The sequence below is a fragment of the Aeromicrobium phoceense genome, from assembly GCF_013868155.1.
Lineage (GTDB): Bacteria > Actinomycetota > Actinomycetes > Propionibacteriales > Nocardioidaceae > Aeromicrobium > Aeromicrobium phoceense.
Window position 1 is genome coordinate 1,235,282 of the sequence record NZ_JACEOG010000001.1, and the last position, 18,925, is coordinate 1,254,206.

General features: G+C 69.8%; 17 protein-coding genes. 16 read left to right on the plus strand and 1 reads right to left on the minus strand.

Annotation, left to right across the window (positions count from 1 at the left end):
- Positions 1–37 precede the first annotated feature (37 nt).
- The 7 genes from H1W00_RS05945 to H1W00_RS05975 all read left to right on the plus strand — a co-directional run bounded on the left by H1W00_RS05945 (position 38) and on the right by H1W00_RS05975 (position 8,149).
- Positions 38–1,564, plus strand: coding sequence for an AMP-binding protein (locus tag H1W00_RS05945; RefSeq protein ID WP_181754509.1), 1,527 nt, complete (start codon positions 38–40; stop codon positions 1,562–1,564).
- The gene (locus H1W00_RS05950) at positions 1,561–2,583 is read left to right on the plus strand and encodes a phosphotransferase (protein WP_181754511.1); all 1,023 of its coding nucleotides are present in this window, start codon (positions 1,561–1,563) and stop codon (positions 2,581–2,583) included. Before H1W00_RS05945 ends, H1W00_RS05950 begins: the two co-directional genes overlap by 4 nt.
- Before the next feature lie 101 nt (positions 2,584–2,684).
- Positions 2,685–4,280 carry an ABC transporter substrate-binding protein gene (locus tag H1W00_RS05955; protein WP_181754513.1) on the plus strand — a complete coding sequence of 532 codons (1,596 nt, stop codon included), beginning with the start codon at positions 2,685–2,687 and terminating at the stop codon, positions 4,278–4,280.
- Positions 4,281–4,444: 164 nt separating this feature from the next.
- Positions 4,445–6,022 carry an ABC transporter substrate-binding protein gene (locus H1W00_RS05960; protein ID WP_181754515.1) on the plus strand — a complete coding sequence of 526 codons (1,578 nt, stop codon included), beginning with the start codon at positions 4,445–4,447 and terminating at the stop codon, positions 6,020–6,022.
- Between the two features lie 92 nt (positions 6,023–6,114).
- A complete protein-coding gene (locus H1W00_RS05965) occupies positions 6,115–6,882 on the plus strand; it encodes a crotonase/enoyl-CoA hydratase family protein (protein WP_181754518.1) in 768 nt (255 codons plus the stop codon).
- Positions 6,883–6,928: 46 nt separating this feature from the next.
- The gene (locus H1W00_RS05970) at positions 6,929–7,408 is read left to right on the plus strand and encodes a MaoC family dehydratase (protein ID WP_181754520.1); all 480 of its coding nucleotides are present in this window, start codon (positions 6,929–6,931) and stop codon (positions 7,406–7,408) included.
- Positions 7,409–7,471: 63 nt separating this feature from the next.
- Positions 7,472–8,149 (plus strand): TetR/AcrR family transcriptional regulator, encoded by a 678-nt coding sequence (locus H1W00_RS05975; RefSeq protein WP_181754522.1) that lies wholly within the window; start codon positions 7,472–7,474, stop codon positions 8,147–8,149.
- A 56-nt stretch (positions 8,150–8,205) separates the two neighbouring features.
- Here the strand turns inward: H1W00_RS05975 and H1W00_RS05980 are convergent, their stop codons facing one another.
- Positions 8,206–9,660 carry an MFS transporter gene (locus H1W00_RS05980; RefSeq protein ID WP_181754524.1) on the minus strand — a complete coding sequence of 485 codons (1,455 nt, stop codon included), beginning with the start codon at positions 9,658–9,660 and terminating at the stop codon, positions 8,206–8,208.
- Between the two features lie 151 nt (positions 9,661–9,811).
- On the opposite strand from H1W00_RS05980, the gene H1W00_RS05985 reads away from it, so the two are divergent.
- From H1W00_RS05985 to H1W00_RS06025, 9 genes are all read left to right on the plus strand, one after another.
- Complete coding sequence (locus H1W00_RS05985) at positions 9,812–11,011, plus strand: acetyl-CoA C-acyltransferase (RefSeq protein ID WP_181754526.1); 1,200 nt, start codon at positions 9,812–9,814, stop codon at positions 11,009–11,011.
- Positions 11,011–11,868, plus strand: coding sequence for an enoyl-CoA hydratase-related protein (locus tag H1W00_RS05990; protein ID WP_181754528.1), 858 nt, complete (start codon positions 11,011–11,013; stop codon positions 11,866–11,868). Before H1W00_RS05985 ends, H1W00_RS05990 begins: the two co-directional genes overlap by 1 nt.
- Positions 11,865–12,164 (plus strand): putative quinol monooxygenase, encoded by a 300-nt coding sequence (locus tag H1W00_RS05995; RefSeq protein WP_181754529.1) that lies wholly within the window; start codon positions 11,865–11,867, stop codon positions 12,162–12,164. The genes H1W00_RS05990 and H1W00_RS05995 overlap by 4 nt, the downstream gene beginning before the upstream one ends.
- Positions 12,165–12,222: 58 nt before the next feature.
- Entirely contained in the window at positions 12,223–12,831 is a 609-nt protein-coding gene (locus H1W00_RS06000) for a TetR/AcrR family transcriptional regulator (RefSeq protein WP_338072839.1), read from the plus strand.
- 76 nt (positions 12,832–12,907) lie between these two features.
- The gene (locus tag H1W00_RS06005) at positions 12,908–14,125 is read left to right on the plus strand and encodes an acyl-CoA dehydrogenase family protein (protein ID WP_181754533.1); all 1,218 of its coding nucleotides are present in this window, start codon (positions 12,908–12,910) and stop codon (positions 14,123–14,125) included.
- A complete protein-coding gene (locus H1W00_RS17010; protein WP_181754535.1) occupies positions 14,118–15,287 on the plus strand; it encodes an acyl-CoA dehydrogenase family protein in 1,170 nt (389 codons plus the stop codon). The genes H1W00_RS06005 and H1W00_RS17010 overlap by 8 nt, the downstream gene beginning before the upstream one ends.
- Positions 15,284–16,345, plus strand: coding sequence for an acyl-CoA dehydrogenase family protein (locus tag H1W00_RS06015; protein WP_181754537.1), 1,062 nt, complete (start codon positions 15,284–15,286; stop codon positions 16,343–16,345). The genes H1W00_RS17010 and H1W00_RS06015 overlap by 4 nt, the downstream gene beginning before the upstream one ends.
- 45 nt (positions 16,346–16,390) lie before the next feature.
- Complete coding sequence (locus tag H1W00_RS06020) at positions 16,391–17,161, plus strand: SDR family oxidoreductase (RefSeq protein ID WP_181754539.1); 771 nt, start codon at positions 16,391–16,393, stop codon at positions 17,159–17,161.
- 166 nt (positions 17,162–17,327) lie between these two features.
- Complete coding sequence (locus H1W00_RS06025; protein ID WP_181754541.1) at positions 17,328–18,884, plus strand: ABC transporter substrate-binding protein; 1,557 nt, start codon at positions 17,328–17,330, stop codon at positions 18,882–18,884.
- The last annotated feature ends 41 nt before the right edge of the window (positions 18,885–18,925 follow it).

Here is an 18,925-nt window from a genome sequence, read left to right on the forward strand (position 1 = left end):
CGTCGATCGCTCCCGCGGGAGCGAGAGGAGTCATGACATGAACGCCGTCGATCGCCTGTGGGGCCACGCCCGGACCGCTCCGGACAGCATCGCGCTGCGCGTGGGCGACCAGGCCTGGACCTACGCGCAGGTGCGGGACCTCGCCTCCGCCTGGGCCGACCGCCTCGTGCGGGCCGGGATCGAGCCCGGGGACCGGGTGCTGCTGGTGGCGCCGACCTCCCAGGAGTTCGCCGTGGTCCACCAGGCGATCCTCGCCTCGGGCGCGATCGGCGTGACGGTGAACTCCGCCTCGACCGCCGTCGAGCTGGAGTACTTCCTCACCGACGCCGAGTGCTCGCTGGCGATCGCCTGGCACGAGACGGCCGACGTCGCCCGCCGGGCCGCCGAGGCCACCGGCATCGAGCTGTGGACCCTGGAGGCCGGTGACATCGAGGTGGGACCGGGCGCCGACCTGGATCTGCCCCGCGCGAGGGAGGCCGACGACACCGCCGTCCTGCTCTACACGTCGGGCACCACGGGCAAGCCGAAGGGCGCCGAGCTCACGCACGGCAACCTCGCGGCCTGTGCCGAGATCGTCTCGGGCACGCTCGGCAGCGACAGCTCGGACCGGGTCGGGACGGCGCTGCCGCTCTTCCACGTGTTCGGGCAGGTCTGCGTGATGATGGCGACGTTCCACGTGGGCGCGAGCCTGTCGCTGCTGCGTCCCTTCAGCGGCGAGGCGCTGCTGAGGATGGCCGCCGCCCACCAGCTGACGGTGCTGGCGGGCGTCCCGACGATGTGGAACGCGATGCTCCACGCCGACGTCGACCTCTCGCGCGACGACCTGGCCAGCCTGACCCACGCGCTCTCCGGCGGCGCCGCGCTGCCGCTCGCGGTCGCCGACGCGTTCCGCGAGCGCTTCGGCTGCCGCGTGCTCGACGGCTACGGCCTCAGCGAGACCACGGGCGCCGGCACGTCGGCCAAGCTCAGCGTGCGCCGCAAGGAGGGCTCGGTCGGACCGGCCCTGGCGCGGATGAAGGCGCGCGTCGTCGATCCCGAGGGCAACCCCACGCCGCCGGGCGAGCGGGGCGAGGTCGCCCTCGCGGGCCCCGTCATCATGAAGGGCTACTGGCGCCGCCCCGAGGCCACGGCCGAGGTGATGCGCGGCGAGTGGTTCCTCACCGGCGACATCGGCAAGCAGGACGAGGACGGCGACATCTGGATCCTCGACCGGAAGAAGGACCTGGTCATCCGCGGCGGCTACAACGTCTACCCGCGCGAGATCGAGGAGGTCCTCTACACGCATCCCGACCTGCGCGAGGTCGCCGTGATCGGCGTGCCCGACGAGCGGCTGGGGGAGGAGGTCGCGGCCGTGTTCGCGACCCATCCCGGACGCGAGGTCGACACCGCGCAGCTGCGGGCCTGGCTGGAGGAGCGCCTCGCCGCCTACAAGGTGCCGCGCATCTACCAGGAGGTCCGCGAGCTGCCCAAGGGCTCGACCGGCAAGATCCTCAAGCGCCAGCTGGACCGCGGGACGGTCCGGGAGCAGGGCGTGAAGGTCACCCGTGAGAGGAGCATCTCGTGACGCAGCTGATCGAGACCGAGCCCATCGCCCGTTGGATCGAGACCCTCGGCATCGAGGCCGAGGGCCCGCTGAACTTCGAGCGCGTCGGCGCCGGGCAGTCGAACCTGACGTTCCTGGTGACCGACACCGCCGGCCACCGCTGGATCATGCGCCGCCCGCCGCTGGGCAAGCTGCTGGCGTCGGCCCACGACGTGGAGCGCGAGCACCGGATCATGTCCGGACTCCAGGGCACGGGCGTGCCGGTGCCGACGATCCACGGGTTCACCAAGGACCCGGCGGTCACCGACGCGCCGCTCATGCTGATGGACTTCGTCGACGGGCGCGTGCTCGACACGATCGAGGCGGTCGAGTCCGTGCCCGAGGAGACGCGCCGCGAGATCGGCCTGTCCCTGGCGTCCACGCTGGGCGAGGTGCACGCCGTCGACCTGGAGAAGGCCGAGCTGGTCGACCTCGCGAGCCACTCGCCCTACGCGGAGCGTCAGCTGCGCCGCTGGCACCGCCAGTGGGAGCAGTCGCGCACGCGTGAGCTGCCCATCGTGGACGACCTGGCCGCGCGGCTGACGGCGAACGTCCCGAAGGACCAGGGGCTGTCGCTGGTGCACGGCGACTTCCACCTGATGAACGTCATCACCGATCCCCGGGCGGGCCGCGTGACCGCGGTGCTCGACTGGGAGCTGTCGACCCTGGGCGACCCGCTGGCCGACCTGGGCGGCCTGCTCGCGTACTGGCCGCAGGCCGACGACGAGATCGTGACCGGCTTCCAGGGCCCGACCCTGCCGGGGTTCCCGACGCGCGCCGAGCTCGTGGAGGAGTACGCGCGGGCCACAGGGCGCGACGTCTCGGCCATCGGCTTCTGGTACGTGCTGGGCCTGTGGAAGATCGCGATCATCGCCGAGGGCGTGCTGCGCCGCTCGATCGACGACCCGCGCAACAAGGCCGTGACCGGGCAGGTCTCGCCCGAGCTGATCGACGCGCTGATGCAGCGGGCCGACCTCGAGGCGCGGGCCGTCGGCCTGTGACCTGAGCCACCCCCCTGCAAGTAAACATGAACCCAAGTTCATATACGATGGTGCGGTGCCGTGCCCCCCGCCGGCAGCCCTGAGTATGTGAGAGGTCGAGCATGAAGTTGAACCACCGAAGCCGCGCGGATCGTCCGTCCGCGCTGCGCCGCGGACTGGGGTCGGCAGCCGTCGTCGCCCTGGCCGTGTCCCTCCTGACCGCGTGTGGCGGCGGCTCGTCGTCGTCCGCCGGCACCTCCGGCGAAGCGCCCGACGAGGCGACGCTGGTGCTGCGCAACGACGTCGACACCTTCGATCCGATGCTGACCGCCGCCGAGCAGGGCGCGGTCCAGATGTACGAGGCGCTCTACGACACGCTCGTGCGCCGCAACTGGAAGACCGGCGAGTACGAGCCGGCGATGGCCACGAAGTGGGAGGCCACCGCCACCAAGATCGACTTCGAGCTCAAGTCGGGCCTGAAGTGCAGCGACGGCTCGGACCTCAAGCCGACCGACATCGCCAACTCGCTCAAGCGCCTGGCCGACCCGAAGACGGGCTCCATCTACACCGGCCGCTTCTTCGGCGCCGGCGGCGTGAAGGAGATCGTCGGCGACGACGCCGCGAACACCGTCTCGGTCGAGGTCAACGAGCCGCACTCGGACCTGATCGACAGCATGGCGACCGCGTTCATCGTGTGCCCGAAGGGCCTCGAGGACACCGAGGCGCTCGCCACGACCCCGCAGGGCTCCGGCCCCTACAAGGTCACCTCGATGAAGCGTGGCGACACGTACGAGCTCGAGGCCTGGGGCTCGCCCGCGCTCGAGGACCCCGAGAGCGTCCCGGCGAAGCTGACCTACCGCGTCGTGACCTCCGACTCCACCCGCGCGAACCTCGTCGACACCGACGGCGCCGACATCGTCAGCGTCGTGGGCCGTGACTCCAAGCGCCTCGAGGCGACCGTGGAGCCGATCCAGGGCAATGCGTTCCAGTCCGACTCGGTCGTGTTCAACCAGCGCGACGGTGCGCCGTTCGCGGACGAGAAGCTGCGCCGCGTCGTGGCGCAGGCGCTCGACGCCGAGTCCTACACCAAGGCGGCGTCGTTCGACGTCGGCGAGGCGATCGACACCCTGGCCACGCCCAACATGGACTGCTACGTCGAGAGCAACGGCGACCGGAAGCCGAAGTTCGACAAGGACCAGGCGAAGGCCGACCTCGAGGCCGCGGGCTACGGTGCCGGCGGCAAGGAGCTCACGGTGCGCCTGCTGGGCTACGACCTGCAGAACTCCGGCCCGGAGTACGTCGCCGACGCGCTGCGTGAGATCGGCATGAAGGTCGAGATCACCAACGGCACGCTGGCCCAGGCCGCGGGCATCGTCTACGGCGACCAGGGGGAGTGGGACCTGCTGGTCTTCCCGATGAACGCCCCGGCGCCGCACCTGTACCCGGCCGTGACGAAGATGAGCTCGAACCTCGGTGAGGGCGGCTCGTACAACTTCGGCCGCATCAAGAACGCCGAGTTCGACAAGTACGCCGCGCTGGCACCCGCGAGCACGGGTGACGAGCGGTGCGAGAACTGGAGCAAGGCCGAGGCGGCCCTGCTCGAGCGCGCCGACGTCGTGCCGATGATGTGGCCGATCGCCAACTACTTCTCGAAGGACCTGACCTTCGAGACGGGCTACCGCACCACCGATCTGCGGACGATTCGCGTGAAGGGCTGAGCCTCCACGCCGCGAGCGGCCGGTCCTCCTGGGTTCCTCACCCGGTGGGGGCCGGCCTTCGCTGTAAATGAAACTGAGTTCAGTATTGATATTTCTGGTGACCTCCGTCACACTCGACTCAAGAACCTGAATTCGGATTCAGGCCCCTCGACGAAGGATGACCGATGACCTCTCCCCGAACCCGTCCGTGGCGCCGCACGGTCGGCCTCGCCGGCGCACTCGCGCTGTCGACCTCGATCCTCGCTGCCTGTGGAGGCTCCGACGAAGGCGGCGACCGTGTCGCCGGTCAGGCGCCCGACAAGGTGGTCATGGACCTGCGCAACGACGTGGACACCTTCGACCCCTTCCTCACCGCGGCCGACCAGGGCGCCGTGCAGATGTACGAGGCGCTCTACGACACGCCGGTCCGCCGCGACATGAAGTCGGGCGAGTACGTCCCGGCCATGGCCACGGACTGGGAGGTCACGACCACGAAGATCGACATGACCTTCCGTGAGGGCCTGAAGTGCAGTGACGGCACCGACCTCACGGCCACCGACATCGCGAACTCGATGAAGCGCCTCGCCGATCCGAAGACGGGCTCCATCTACACGGGCCGCCTCTTCGGCGCCGGGGGAGTGAAGGACATCGTCGCCGACGACGCCGCCCGCACCGTCTCGATCGAGGTCAACGACCCCCACTCGGACCTGCTCGACAGCATGTCGACCGCCTTCGTGATCTGCCCGAAGGGCCTGGAGGACACCGAGGCGCTGGCTACGGCTCCGCAGGGCTCGGGCCCCTACAAGGTCACCTCGCTCAAGCGCGGCGACACCTACGAGCTCGAGGCGTGGGGCTCGCCCGCGCTGGAGGACCCCAAGAGCGTCCCGGCCAAGATCACGTTCCGCGTCATCACGAACGACGCGACGCGCGCCAACCTCTTCGAGACCGGTGAGACCGACATCGCCGGCATCCTCGGTCGTGACTCGGAGCGACTCGAGTCCAACCACGAGTTCATCCAGGGCAAGGCCTTCGAGGCCGACTCCCTGACGTTCAACCAGCGTCCCGAGGCGCCCATGTCGGACGAGCGCCTGCGCCGGGTCGTCGCCCAGGCGATCGACGCCGCCGCGTACACGAAGGCCGCGTCCTTCGGCGTCGGCGAGCCGGTGAACACGGTCATCACGCCGAACATGGACTGCTACACCGAGTCCAACGGCGACATCGGCCTGAAGTTCGACGAGGACCAGGCCAAGGCCGACCTCGAGGCCGCGGGCTACGGTCCCGGCGGCAAGAAGCTGACGGTGCGCCTGCTCGGGTACGACGTGCAGAACTCCGGCCCGGACTACGTCGCGGACGCCCTGCGCAAGGTCGGCATCGACGTCAAGGTCACGAACGGCACGCAGGCCCAGGCCGGTGCCATCGTCTACGGCGACGAGGGCGACTGGGACGTCATCGTGTTCCCGTACCTCAGCGCGGCCCCGCACCCGTACCCGCTCGTGACGAAGATGAGCTCGAACCTCGGTGAGGGCGGCTCGTACAACTTCGGCCGGACCCGCAACGACGACTTCGACAAGTACTCGGCGGCCGCGACCGGCTCGCTGGGCGAGGAGCGCTGCGAGAACTGGGGCAAGGCCGAGGCCGCGCTGCTCGAGCAGACGAACCTGGTGCCGCTGCTGTGGCCCATCGCCAACTACTTCGCCGACGGACTCACGTTCAACGCGACGTACCGCACCGTCGACCTGCGGAGCATCCGCGCGGTCGAGTGAGAGCCGGCGGGCGCCCCGCGCAGCACGGGGCGCCCGCCTCCTCACGTCCTGATCCACCGCCGGTGCCACCGGCGACCAGCACAAGGAGATTCATGTCAGTCGTACTCAGCGAGAAGGTCCTGGACGGCCGGGCCCTGCTGATCACCCTGAACCGCCCCGACGCCCGCAACGCGGTGAACGGACAGGTGGCGCGCGAGATGGCGGCGGTGCTCGACGAGCTCGATGCCGACCCGTCGCTCGTGGTCGGCATCATCCGCGGCGAGGGCCGGGGCTTCAGCGCCGGCATGGACCTCAAGGCCTTCCTCGAGGGTGACTTCCCGGCGTTCGAGGACCGGGGCTTCGGCGGCTTCGCCACGCGCGGCCCCAAGACCCCGCTCATCGCCGCGATCGAGGGCTTCGCCGTCGCCGGGGGCCTGGAGATGGCCCTCGCGTGCGACCTGATCGTGGCCGCCTCGGACGCCAAGCTCGGCCTTCCCGAGGTCAAGCGCTCCCTCATCGCCGCCGGTGGTGGCCTGCTGCGCCTCGCGCAGCGGATCCCGTACCACGTGGCCGCGGAGATCGGGCTGACCGGCGACCACCTCCCGGTCGAGCGGCTGTACCAGGTCGGCCTGGTCAACCGTGTCGCCGAGCCCGGCCAGGCCCTCGAGGTCGCGCTCGAGCTGGCGCAGCAGCTGGTCGACAACGCGCCGCTGGCCCTCGAGGGCACCAAGTACGTGCTCGAGAACGCCGCCGACTGGGGCATGGCCGAGGGCTGGAAGCAGCAGGAGCCCATCGCCATGAAGGTCAGCACGTCGGAGGACGCCCGCGAGGGCGCCACCGCGTTCGCCGAGCGCCGCGCGCCCGTCTGGCGCGGACGCTGACCCCGATTTCACACCACCACCACCACCACTCACGAAGGACAGAACCTTGACCGACACCACCCAGCTGCCCGTCCGCCCGCAGAACGTCGCCGACCTCGAGGCCCTCATCGGCAAGACGATCGGCCCGACCGAGTGGCACGACGTCACGCAGGAGAGCGTGAACGCGTTCGCCGACGCGACCGGCGACCACCAGTGGATCCACGTCGATCCCGACCGCGCCGCGCAGAGCCCGCTCGGCACGACCATCGCGCACGGCCTCTACAGCCTGTCGCTCGGACCGGCGTTCTCCTACTCGCTCATCTCGTTCGAGGCGTTCGCGCACAGCCTCAACTACGGCTACGAGAAGGTGCGGTTCCCCGCGCCGCTGCCCATCGGCTCGCGCGTGCGCATGACGACCGAGGTCATCTCGATCGACCACGTGCCCGGCGGCGTCCAGCTGCGCGCGCGCCAGGTCTTCGAGCGTGAGGGCTCGGAGAAGCCGGTCGCGGTGGCCGAGTCCCTCGGACGTCTCGTGGAAGCGAAGTAGAACCTTCGTGACCACGCGGTAACAAAGCCGAACTCGACCTCAGATTCCCCTTAGGATGACGGCATGAGCAGCTCTGCAGAGAGTACGACGCGCCATCGGCGCTCCGCCGGCTTCTCCGGCGAGGCGCCGTCGCGCGAGCTGCCCACGACCCCTCGTGGGCTGCGTACGCGCGCCAACCTCATCGACGCCGCGCGCGTCGTGTTCGAGCGCGACGGCTTCCTCGACGCGCGGCTCGTGGACATCACCACCGAGGCGGGCATCTCTGCCGGCTCCTTCTACACGTACTTCGACAGCAAGGAGGAGATCTTCTCCGCCGTGCAGGCCGAGGTCGAGAAGGAGATGCTGCACCCCGACGTCCGCTCGGTCACCGGCGGGGACGACCCGGTCGCCCAGATCCGTGAGGCGAACCGCGCCTACCTCGAGTCCTACCAGCGCTTCGCGCCGTTCATGCGGCTGATGGAGCAGGTCGCGAACATCGACGACAACTTCCGCGACCTGCGACGCAAGCGCGGTGAGGCGTTCGTCGAGCGCAACGCCAGGAGCATCAAGCAGCTGCAGGACCAGGGCATCGCCACGAAGGACGTCGATCCGAAGCTGGCCTCGTTCTTCCTGTCCGGCATGGTCGCTCGGGCGGCGTACTCGCGATTCGTGCTGGGCGAGGAGTGGACGATCGAGGAGATGGTCGACTCGCTCACGCAGCTGTGGGTGAACGCGCTGAAGATCTCGTCGCCCTCCTCCTGAGGTCGCACGCGAAGGGCCCCTGACGACTCGTCGTCAGGGGCCCTTCGAGGTGTCGGTCAGGGCGTGAGGTCGCGAGCCGTCTCGGGCTCGTCCGTTGCCGGCTCCGCAGCGCGGGCCGCGGCCACGTCGCGTCGGGGGATGCCGACGAGGGTGATGACGATGCTGAGGACCATGGTCACGGCGCCGATCGCGAAGACGATGGCGAACACCGACTCCTCGGGGTGGTCGTCGGGCATCAGGTGGCTCGCGATCAGGGCGACGACGAGCGCACTGCCCAGCGCGCTGCCGCCCGAGCGCATGATCGAGGCCATCGCGTTGGCCAGGGCGGTCTCCTCGGGGCGCACGACCGAGGTGACGACGGCCGGGACGGCGGCGAAGCCCATGCTGAAGGCGAAGTTCGTGATGACGCCGCCGAGGATGACCTGCCACACCTCGTCGTGGAACGCGAACAGCTGCACGTAGCCGATCAGGCCGATGATCGAGGCGACCAGGAGGGTGGCGCGGCCGCCGAAGCGGGTGACCCACACGCCGCCCAGGGGAGAGGCCACGATGCCGATGCTGGCAGCAGGCAGCAGGTAGACCAGGCTCGTCTCGAGGACCGAGGCCGAGAACCCGTGGCCGTGTCTCTCCGGCACCTGCACGAGCGCGGTGAGGCTCAGGAAGATCAGGAACATCCCGAAGCCGATGAAGAAGCCGATCGCGTTGGCCGACGCGAGCGTGCGGTCGCGCAGCATCGCCACGGGGACGAGGGGCTCGGCCACGCGGTTCTCCACCGCGAGCCATACGGCGAAGGTCACCACCGAGCCAGCGAGCGTCGCGGTGGTGGTGACGCTGGTCCAGCCCCAGTCGTTGCCCTGCGTCATGGCCAGCAGCACCAGCACGAGCGCGACACCGAGCAGGAATCCGCCGAGCCAGTCCACGCGTCCGGCGGCGTGCGGCCGGTCCTGGGGGATGACGACCACCGACATCACGAACAGAACCAGCGCGACCGTCATCGTGAACCAGAAGATGTTGCGGTAGTCGCGGTCGCCGTGGGTGAGGACGCCCGTCAGCACGAGGCCCGCGCCGGCGCCGACGCTGATCGCGCCGGTCAGGAACGAGAGCCCGAGGGGCAGGCGGCGCATCGGGAGGTGCTCACGCAGCAGGCCGACCGCCAGCGGGAACAGGCAGAAGGACGCTCCCTGCATGGCGCGGGCCACGAGCAGGATCCAGTACGACGACGTGACCGCAGCGAGCAGCGATCCGATCGCGACAGCGCCCACGACGACGAGCACGAGGCGGCGCCGGCCGTGCAGGTCGCCGGACTTGCTCAGGACCGGGGTCAGCACGGCAGCGGCCAACAGGTTGATGGTGACGACCCAGCCGATCGCAGCGGTGGAGACCTCGAGGTCGCGGCTCATCTTGCCCAGGACCGGCACCGCCATCGTCTGCAGCAGTGCGGTCACGGTGGAGAGCAGGGACAGGACGATGACCAGCGCCGCGCCTGATCGACGCGCGGTGTTCCGTGCCATCGGTGTCCATCCCACTTCCCTGCGGGGCGCGTTGTTGACATCGGGGGGACAACGAGCCAAAGTTGAAACTGAAGTAAGATTCATATTACCTGTTCCGCGCCGCCGGCGCGAGGACTCTCGACCATCGACTTTCGGATCAGAAGGAACGCTCATGAGAGAGGCAGTTGTCGTCTCGACCGCCCGCACCCCCATCGGCAAGGCCTATCGCGGTGCCTTCAACAACACGCAGGCCCAGGAGCTGGCGGGTCACGCCATCGCCGAGGCCGTGAAGCGTGCCGGCATCGATGGCTCGGAGGTCGAGGACGTCGTCTTCGGCGCCGCCATGCAGCAGGGCAGCAGCGGGTTCAACGTCGCACGCCAGGCGGCGCTGCGCGCGGGCCTGCCCACCTCGGTCGCCGGCATGTCGGTGGACCGCCAGTGCGCCTCGGGCCTGATGGCCATCGCCACGGCCGCGAAGCAGATCGTCGCGGACGGCATGGACATCACCATCGGCGGCGGCGTGGAGTCCATCTCGCTGGTGCAGAACGAGCACATGAACGGCCACCGCGCCAACGACCCGTGGCTCGAGCAGCACCGCCCCGACCTCTACATGCCGATGCTTCAGACGGCCGAGATCGTGGCCGAGCGCTACAACGTCAGCCGCGACGCCCAGGACGAGTTCGCCCTGCTCTCGCAGCAGCGCACCGCCGCCGCGCAGGAGGCCGGCCGCTTCGACGACGAGATCGTGCCGTTCGAGTCGGTCCAGCTGGTCCAGGACCGTGAGACGAAGCAGATCAGCGAGCAGCGCGTGACCCTGGCGAAGGACGAGGGCAACCGCCCCTCGACCACGCGTGAGTCGCTCTCGGGCCTGTCGGCCGTGCTGCCCGACGGTCAGGTGACGAAGGTGTCCAGCGTGACCGCCGGCAACGCCTCGCAGCTCTCCGACGGCGCTTCCGCCTCGGTGCTCATGGAGCGCAAGGTCGCCGAGCAGCGTGGCGCGAACGTCCTCGGCGTCTACCGCGGCATGGCCGTCGCCGGCTGCGATCCGGACGAGATGGGCATCGGCCCGGTCTTCGCGATCCCGAAGCTGCTCAAGCACCACGGTCTGACGGTCGACGACATCGGCCTGTGGGAGCTCAACGAGGCCTTCGCGTCGCAGGCGCTGTACTGCCGCGAGGCCCTCGAGATCGACCCCGAGCGCTACAACGTCAACGGCGGCGCGATCTCGGTCGGCCACCCGTACGGCATGACCGGCGCCCGCCTCGTGGGCCACTCGCTCATCGAGGGCAAGCGTCGCGGCGCGCGCTACGTCGTGATCTCCATGTGCATCGGCGGCGGCATGGGTGCCGCGGGCCTCTTCGAGGTCGCGTGATGTCGCAGCTCATCAACGGCACGAGCACGGACGACGACGTCTACGGCGAGGTCGCGGACGGCATCGGCACCATCACGCTGAACCGTCCCGACCGCCGCAACGCGCTGTCCGATGCGATGGTCGCCGGCCTGGAGACCCTGCTCGACGCGATGCAGGACTCCGAGGACGTCGGTGTCATCGTCATCACGGGCGCCGGCAAGGCGTTCTGCTCCGGTGGCGACGTCCAGGACTTCGACGCCAAGGGCGGTGAGGGCGGCGGCAGCTCGGAGGTCGACGTCGAGGCCGTCGAGGCGCAGCGTCAGGCGCAGCGCGCGACGGTGGGCAAGATCTACCGCAGCCGCAAGCCCGTGATCGCCGCGATCCCCGGCGCGGCCGCCGGCGCCGGTCTGGGCCTGGCCCTGGCCGCCGACTTCCGGATCGGCAGCGAGCGCGCCGTCTTCGCGACGGCGTTCGGCGCGGTCGGCCTCTCGGGCGACTTCGGCGTGGCGTGGCTGCTCAACGACATCGTCGGCCCGGTCAAGGCGCGGGAGCTCATGCTCCTGAACCCGCGCGTCCGCGCCGAGGAGGCCCGCAGCCTGGGCCTGCTCAACGAGGTCGTGCCCGAGGACGAGTTCGACGCGCGGGTGCGAGCCCTCGCCGAGCAGCTCGCCAACGGTCCCGCCCAGGCCTACGAGTACATGCTGGACAACCTCGACCGCGCCCCCCGCGTGAGCCTCGAGGAGAGCATGGACGCCGAGGTGCCCCTGCACAAGGCGACCGGGCTCACCGAGGACCACATCGGCGCCGTGCGTGCCTTCGTGGAGAAGCGCACGCCCGTGTTCGGCCGTCGTGCCGCGACCGCTGGAGGAGACCGATGATCAACGTGACCGCCGCCGTCACCGTCCGCGAGGACCGCACGGCCGAGTTCGAGCAGGCCGTCGCGGCCGCCCGTCCCGGCATGCTGGTCGACGAGGGCTGCACCCGGTGGGACCTGCAGCGCGTGAGCGGCAGCGAGGTCGACTACGTGCTGATCGAGGAGTACGCCGACGGTGACGCGCTGCGTCGCCACGGCTCGTCGGCCGAGTTCGCCACGTTCGGCGAGGTGCTGAAGGATCTCGTCGCGGGCCCGCCCGTCATCTCGGTGCTCAGGCCTGTCGGTGAGCAGATCAAGTAGTCCCGACGGTCACGCCCCCGGGTCGTTGGTCGACGAGAGCACCCTGCGCTCGTTGCCCGTGACGGCCCGGGGTCAGCGGACCCGTGAGGCGCTCGTGAGGGCGGCGCGAGGCGTGTTCGAGCGCGACGGGTTCATCAACTCCCGCCTGACCGACATCGCGCGCGAGGCGAACACGTCGATCGGCACCTTCTACACCTACTTCGACAGCAAGGACGAGATCTTCACGGCCGTCCTGCAGGTCGCGCAGGACGACATGCTGCACCCCGGCCTGCCGCGCGTCGAGGAGGACCCCCAGAACATCGCGGCGGTCCTCGAGGCCAGCAACCGTGCCTACTTCGAGGCGTACCGGCGCAACGCCAAGCTCATGGTGCTGCTGGAGCAGGTCGCCACGATCAACCCCGACTTCCGCGCGCTGCGCGTGCAGCGCTCCACGCTGTTCACCGACCGGGTGGCGCGGTGGGTGGAGTCGGCCCAGGAGTCCGGACTGGCCGACCCCGGGCTCGATCCGGTCATGACGTCGCGCGCGCTGTCCAGCATGGTGAGCCGACTGGCCTACTACTCCTTCGCGCTGGGGGAGGAGTACGACCTCGACGCGATGGTCGAGACGTCGACGAAGCTGTGGTTCAACGCGCTGGGCATGACGCTCCCGTCGCGCGCCTCGGCCTGAGCCGGACCGGCCATTGCCATCCGCGGGGCGAGGCGCTAGCCTGAGTTGAATCTGAATTCACCTTTGGGAGTACCCCGTGGAATTTGCTTACGACGCCACCACCAACGACCTGATCGAGCGCCTGACCTCGTTCATGGACGAGTTCATCTACCCCGCCGAGGCGACGTTCTGGGAGCAGCTCGAAGCAGCTCCCGACGTGTGGTCGCCCCCGCCGGTGATCGAGGGCCTGAAGGTCGAGGCGAAGAAGCGCGGCCTGTGGAACCTCTTCCACCCGGGCGCCGAGGGCGCCGGCCTGACGAACCTCCAGTACGCGCCGCTGTGCGAGATCATGGGCCGCAGCCTGCACCTGGCCCCGACCGCCACGAACTGCGCGGCGCCCGACACGGGCAACATGGAGGTGCTGAGCATGTTCGGCACCGACGAGCAGAAGAAGCAGTGGCTCGAGCCCCTGCTCGAGGGCGAGATCCGCTCCGCCTTCGCGATGACGGAGCCGGCCGTGGCCAGCTCCGACGCGACCAACATCGAGACCTCGATCGTGCGCGACGGCGACGAGTACGTCATCAACGGCCGCAAGTGGTTCATCTCGGGTGCGATGAACCCGAACGCCAAGATCATGATCGTCATGGGCAAGACCGACCCCAACGCGTCGCGTCACCGCCAGCAGTCGCAGATCCTCGTGCCGCGGGACACCCCCGGCATCGAGATCAAGCGCGGCATGCGCGTCTTCGGCTACGACGACCGCGACCACGGCGGCCACGCCGAGGTGATCTTCACCGACGTGCGCGTGCCCGTCACGAACCTCATCGCCGGCGAGGGCGAGGGCTTCGCGATCGCCCAGGCTCGCCTCGGGCCCGGCCGCATCCACCACTGCATGCGTCTCATCGGCATCGCCGAGCGCAGCCTCGAGCTGATGGTCGCGCGAGCCAACGACCGCGTGGCTTTCGGCAAGCCGCTGAGCGAGCAGGGCGTCGTCCGCGACTGGATCGCCGAGTCGCGCGTCAAGATCGAGCAGATCCGCCTGCTGACCCTCAAGGCCGCGTGGCTCATGGACACCGTCGGCAACAAGGGTGCCCACACCGAGATCCAGGCCATCAAGATCGCCGCCCCCCGCACGGTGGAGTGGATCGTCGACAAGGCGATCCAGGTCCACGGCGGTGGCGGACTCAGCCAGGATTTCCCGATCGCCGAGTGGTTCGCCCAGGTGCGCACGCTGCGCTTCGCCGACGGGCCGGACGAGGTGCACAAGAACGCCCTCGCGCGTCACGAGCTGCGCAAGGCGGGGACGCGTGACTGACGTTCGCGCCGAGGTGGCGGCACTGCTCGAGCGCTTCGACCTCGCCACGGTCGACCCGGTGGAGTTCCTCGGGGCCCGGTTCGACGCCGGGCTCGCGTGGGTCCACTTCCCGGTGGGCCGCGGCGGCCTGGACCGCCCGCGTGACGAGCAGCAGGTGGTCGAGCAGCTGCTCGCCGAGGCGGGTGCCCCGGCGCCCGACCTCGGCCTGAACAGCATCGGCCTGGGCATGGCGGCGCCGACGCTCATCGCGTTCGGCACCCCCGAGCAGCAGGAGCGGTATCTGCGCCCCCTCTTCACGTGCGAGGAGGTCTGGTGCCAGCTCTTCAGCGAGCCCGGTGCCGGCTCCGACCTCGCGGGCGTGGCGACGAAGGCCGTCCTCGACGGCGACACCTGGATCGTGAACGGCCAGAAGGTCTGGACCTCGGGGGCGCAGAACGCCCAGCGCGCGATCCTCGTCGCCCGCACCGATCCGACCGTGGTCAAGCACGCCGGCCTGTCGTACTTCGTCGTCGACATGGCCGATCCGGGCGTCGACGTGCGTCCGCTGCGCCAGATCACCGGCGAGGCCGAGTTCAACGAGGTCTTCCTGAACGACGTGCGCGTGCCGGACGCCGACCGGGTCGGTGATGTCGGCCAAGGTTGGCGCGTGGCCACCACGACGCTCAACAACGAGCGCGTGGCGATCAGCAGCGGGGCCGACCGCGAGGCCGGCCAGATCGGCATCGTCACCGAGCGGTGGCGCACCGACCCGTCGGTCCGCTCCGCCGCCGAGCACGACCGGCTCATGCAGTGGTGGGTCGAGACCGAGGTCACCCGCCTCGCGGGCGAGCGCCTGCGCCAGCAGCTGGCCGTCGGTCAGCCCGGCCCCGAGAGCTCGGCGATGAAGCTCGCGTTCGCGAAGCAGGCACAGCAGGTGTCCGGCTTCGCGCTCGAGCTCGATCCCGACGCAGGGCTGCAGTACGACGACTGGACCATGGTGCGCACCGCGTCCGCGAGCTTCCTGGGCCGCGGCCCTGGCTTCCGCTACCTGCGCGCCAAGGGCAACTCGATCGAGGGCGGCACGTCCGAGATCATGCGCAACGTCGTGTCCGAGCGCGTGCTGGGCCTGCCCGCCGACCACCGCCCCGACAAGGGCGTCCCCTTCAACGAGGTGCCCCGATGAGTGAACTGCTGTATTCGGATGTCGAGGAGTCGCTGCGCTCCAGCGTGCGCGGCGCGCTGAAGCGCACCGTCGATCCCTCGACCGTCGCGGCGCTCTACGACGCCCCGGAGACCGACGTCTCCGCCGCCTGGTCCGCCCTCGCGGGTGACCTCGGACTGGCCGGCCTGCTGGTTCCCGAGCAGTGGGGAGGCGCGGGTGCAGGTGCGCGCGAGGCCTCCGTGGTGCTCGAGGAGCTCGGTCGCACCGTCGCGCCCGTCCCGTTCCTGGAGAGCGCGGTCATCGCGACCACCGTCCTGCTGTCGGTCGAGGCTCAGGACGTCCTGCCCCGGGTCGCCTCGGGCGAGCGCCGTGCCGTGCTCGTCCTGCCGTGGTCGGCTCGTGCCGGCGCCTGGTCGGCGGGCGAGGGTGCCACGGCTCCGGTCGCGGGCGCCATCGGCGCCGACCTCTTCCTGGTGCCCACGTCCGAGGGCGGGACCGTGCGGCTCGTGCTGCACGAGACCGCCGACGTCACGCCGCTCACGTCGCTCGACATGAGCCGGCCGCTGGCGTCGGTCACCCCGACGGGCGAGGGGCAGGTGCTCGCCGAGGGCGACGCCGCGATCGCCGCCGTCGACGCAGCCCTGGCCGCGGGCGCCGCGCTGCTGGCCTCCGAGCAGCTGGGCCTGGCCCAGTGGTGCCTGGAGACCACCGTGGAGTACGCGAAGACGCGCATCCAGTTCGCCCGGCCGATCGGCTCGTTCCAGGCGATCAAGCACCGGCTCGCCGACCTCTACCTCGAGGTCACCCAGGCGCAGGCGGCCGCGCGGTACGCGGCCGACACGCTCGCCACGAGCGATCCGGACGCCCCCGTCGCGCAGGCCGTGGCGCAGTCGTACTGCTCCGACGTCGCGCTGCACGCGGCCGAGGAGGCGCTGCAGCTCCACGGCGGCATCGGCATGACGTGGGAGCATGCGATCCACCTGTACCTGAAGCGGGCCAAGTCCGACCAGCTCGCGCTCGGCACGCCCGCGGCGCACCGTTCCGACCTGGCCGACCTCGTCGACCTGCCGCAGTCCTGACCCCCCCCCCCGACCCACCTCACCCACCACCTGGAGGATCCACGTATGGACACCACGTCACTGTTCTCACTCGAAGGCCGCACCGCTCTCGTCACCGGAGGGTCCCGCGGGATCGGCCGCATGATCGCCGAGGGCTTCCTCAAGCAGGGCGCGCGGGTCTACATCTCGGCCCGCAAGGCCGAGGCGTGCGACGCCACCGCCGCCGAGCTCTCGGAGTTCGGCACCTGCGTGTCGCTGCCGGCCGACGTCTCGACGCTGGACGGCATCAACGACCTCGTCGCGCGCTACCGCGAGCACGAGTCGAGCCTGGACATCCTGGTCAACAACGCCGGTGCCGCCTGGGGCGCGCCGTTCGACGAGTTCCCCGAGTCCGGCTGGGACAAGGTCATGGACCTCAACGTCAAGTCGCTGTTCTTCCTGACGCAGGCGCTGAAGTCGGACCTCGTGGCCGCGACCGGCGACCACCTCGCCAAGGTCATCAACATCGCCTCGATCGACGGCATCAGCCTGAACCCGCAGGAGACGTACTCCTACCACGCCAGCAAGGCCGGGGTCATCCAGCTGACGCGCCGCATGGCGATCCGCCTGATCGAGGACGACATCGCCGTCAGCGGCATCGCGCCGGGCGCGTTCGCCTCGAACATGAACAAGGACGCTCGCGACCACGCCGAGGAGATCAAGTCCTCGATCCCGTCGGGCCGCATCGGCACGTCCGAGGACATGGCCGCCGCTGCGATCTACCTCGCGGCACGGTCGGGCGACTACGTCGTCGGCTCCACCATCACGGTCGACGGCGGCGTCACGCACGCTCGCTGAGACAGCTTCACGGAGGGGCCGCGCGGTGATCCGCGCGGCCCTTTCGCTTGAGTTGAAACCAACTTCATATAAACCTGAGTTCAACATTGACTTTGCGGGTCGGCGCCATCAGGATGGGCTGAACATGTGAGACCGATCACATGTCCATCGGAGGGAAAGGCTGGTCATGTCGAGACGAGTTCAGGCATCTGCACTGGTGACGATCGCGGCGCTCACGCTCGCCGCGTGCGGAGGGGAGTCCGGGGGAGCGCAAGGCCCGGCGGGAGAGGTTCCCGAGAGCCTCGTGATGGACCTGCGCAACGACATCGACACCTTCGACCCGGCGATCTCGTCGTCGGACCAAGGGTCGATGCAGTTGTTCGAGGCGCTCTACGACACTCCGGTCCGCCAGGACCGCAAGACGGGCGGCGTCGCCCCGGCCATGGCCACGAAGTGGGAGGTCACGCCCACGAAGGTCGTGTTCACCCTGCGCCCCGACCTCAAGTGCAGCGACGGCTCCGACCTGCTGCCGTCGGACGTCGCGAACAACATGAAGCGCCTCGCCGACCCGAAGTCGGGCTCGCCGTTCACCGGTCGACTCTTCGGTCCCGGTGGCGCGAAGGCGATCGTCGGTGATGACGAGGCCGACACCCTGACCATCGAGGTCAACCAGCCCCACGCGGACATGCTGGAGTCGATGACGAACGCATTCGTCGTCTGCCCGAAGGGCCTTGAGGACGTCGAGAGCCTCGGCACCGAGCCGCAGGGCTCCGGCCCCTACAAGATCGCCTCGATGAAGCGCGGCGACGAGTACGTGCTCGAGTCGTGGGACTCGCCGGCCCTCGGCGAGGACGAGGAGGTCCCGGCGAAGATCACGATGCGCGTCGTGACGTCGGACTCCACCCGCGCCAACCTCTTCGAGACCGGGGCCACGGACATCGCCGCGATCCTCGGCCGCGACAACGAGCGCTTGGTGCAGGACAACGACCCGATCCAGGGCAAGGCCTACGGCGCCGACGCCATCTCGTTCAACGAGCGCGAGGGCCGTCCGTTCGCCGACGAGCGCCTGCGCCGCGCCGTCGCCCACGCCATCGACCCGGAGGGCTTCACGAAGGCCGCCTCGTTCGGCCTGGGCGAGCCCACCCGGACCTTCATCACGCCGGACATGAACTGCTACACCCCGGAGAACGAGCAGTTCACCCCGGAGTTCGACCTGGACACCGCGAAGAAGGAGCTCGAGGCGGCCGGCTACGGCCCGGGCGGCAAGGAGCTGACGGTCGAGATGCTGGGCTACGACGTCCAGAACTCCGGACCGGAGTACCTGGCCGACGCGGTGCGCCAGCTGGGCATCAAGGTCAACATCACGAGCGGCACCCAGGCCCAGGCGGCCGGCACGATCTACGGCGACGACGAGGACTGGGACATCATCGTCTACCCGTACCAGACCGCGATCCGCACGCCGTTCCCCATGGCCACGAAGATGAGCTCGGTCTACGGTGAGGGCGGCGCGCTGAACTGGGGCCGCGTCGACAACGACGAGTTCGACGCGATGGTCAAGGACCAGCTCTCGAAGGTCGAGGGCGACGAGCGCTGCAAGCTCTGGGGCGAGGCCGAGGCCGCGCTGCTGGAGCGGGTGGACTTCGTCCCGCTGATGATCCCCGTCGTGAACTACTTCACCAAGGGGCTCACCTTCGACGCCGGCTACCGCGTCGTGAACCTGCGCAGCATCCGCAACGCGGACTGACGCCCACAAGCCAGCAGCCCCGCCGGATTCCTCCCCGGCGG

Bases quoted from the DNA above. Each gene is read 5' to 3' on its own strand.
- H1W00_RS05975 (WP_181754522.1), top strand. From the start codon at position 7,472: ATGAGCAGCTCTGCAGAGAGTACGACGCGCCATCGGCGCTCCGCCGGC.
- H1W00_RS06020 (WP_181754539.1), top strand. From the start codon at position 16,391: ATGGACACCACGTCACTGTTCTCACTCGAAGGCCGCACCGCTCTCGTC.
- H1W00_RS05995 (WP_181754529.1), top strand. From the start codon at position 11,865: ATGATCAACGTGACCGCCGCCGTCACCGTCCGCGAGGACCGCACGGCC.
- H1W00_RS06025 (WP_181754541.1), top strand. From the start codon at position 17,328: ATGTCGAGACGAGTTCAGGCATCTGCACTGGTGACGATCGCGGCGCTC.
- H1W00_RS05980 (WP_181754524.1), bottom strand. From the start codon at position 9,660: ATGGCACGGAACACCGCGCGTCGATCAGGCGCGGCGCTGGTCATCGTC.
- H1W00_RS06015 (WP_181754537.1), top strand. From the start codon at position 15,284: ATGAGTGAACTGCTGTATTCGGATGTCGAGGAGTCGCTGCGCTCCAGC.
- H1W00_RS05985 (WP_181754526.1), top strand. From the start codon at position 9,812: ATGAGAGAGGCAGTTGTCGTCTCGACCGCCCGCACCCCCATCGGCAAG.
- H1W00_RS05990 (WP_181754528.1), top strand. From the start codon at position 11,011: ATGTCGCAGCTCATCAACGGCACGAGCACGGACGACGACGTCTACGGC.
- H1W00_RS05955 (WP_181754513.1), top strand. From the start codon at position 2,685: ATGAAGTTGAACCACCGAAGCCGCGCGGATCGTCCGTCCGCGCTGCGC.
- H1W00_RS05965 (WP_181754518.1), top strand. From the start codon at position 6,115: ATGTCAGTCGTACTCAGCGAGAAGGTCCTGGACGGCCGGGCCCTGCTG.
- H1W00_RS05960 (WP_181754515.1), top strand. From the start codon at position 4,445: ATGACCTCTCCCCGAACCCGTCCGTGGCGCCGCACGGTCGGCCTCGCC.
- H1W00_RS05945 (WP_181754509.1), top strand. From the start codon at position 38: ATGAACGCCGTCGATCGCCTGTGGGGCCACGCCCGGACCGCTCCGGAC.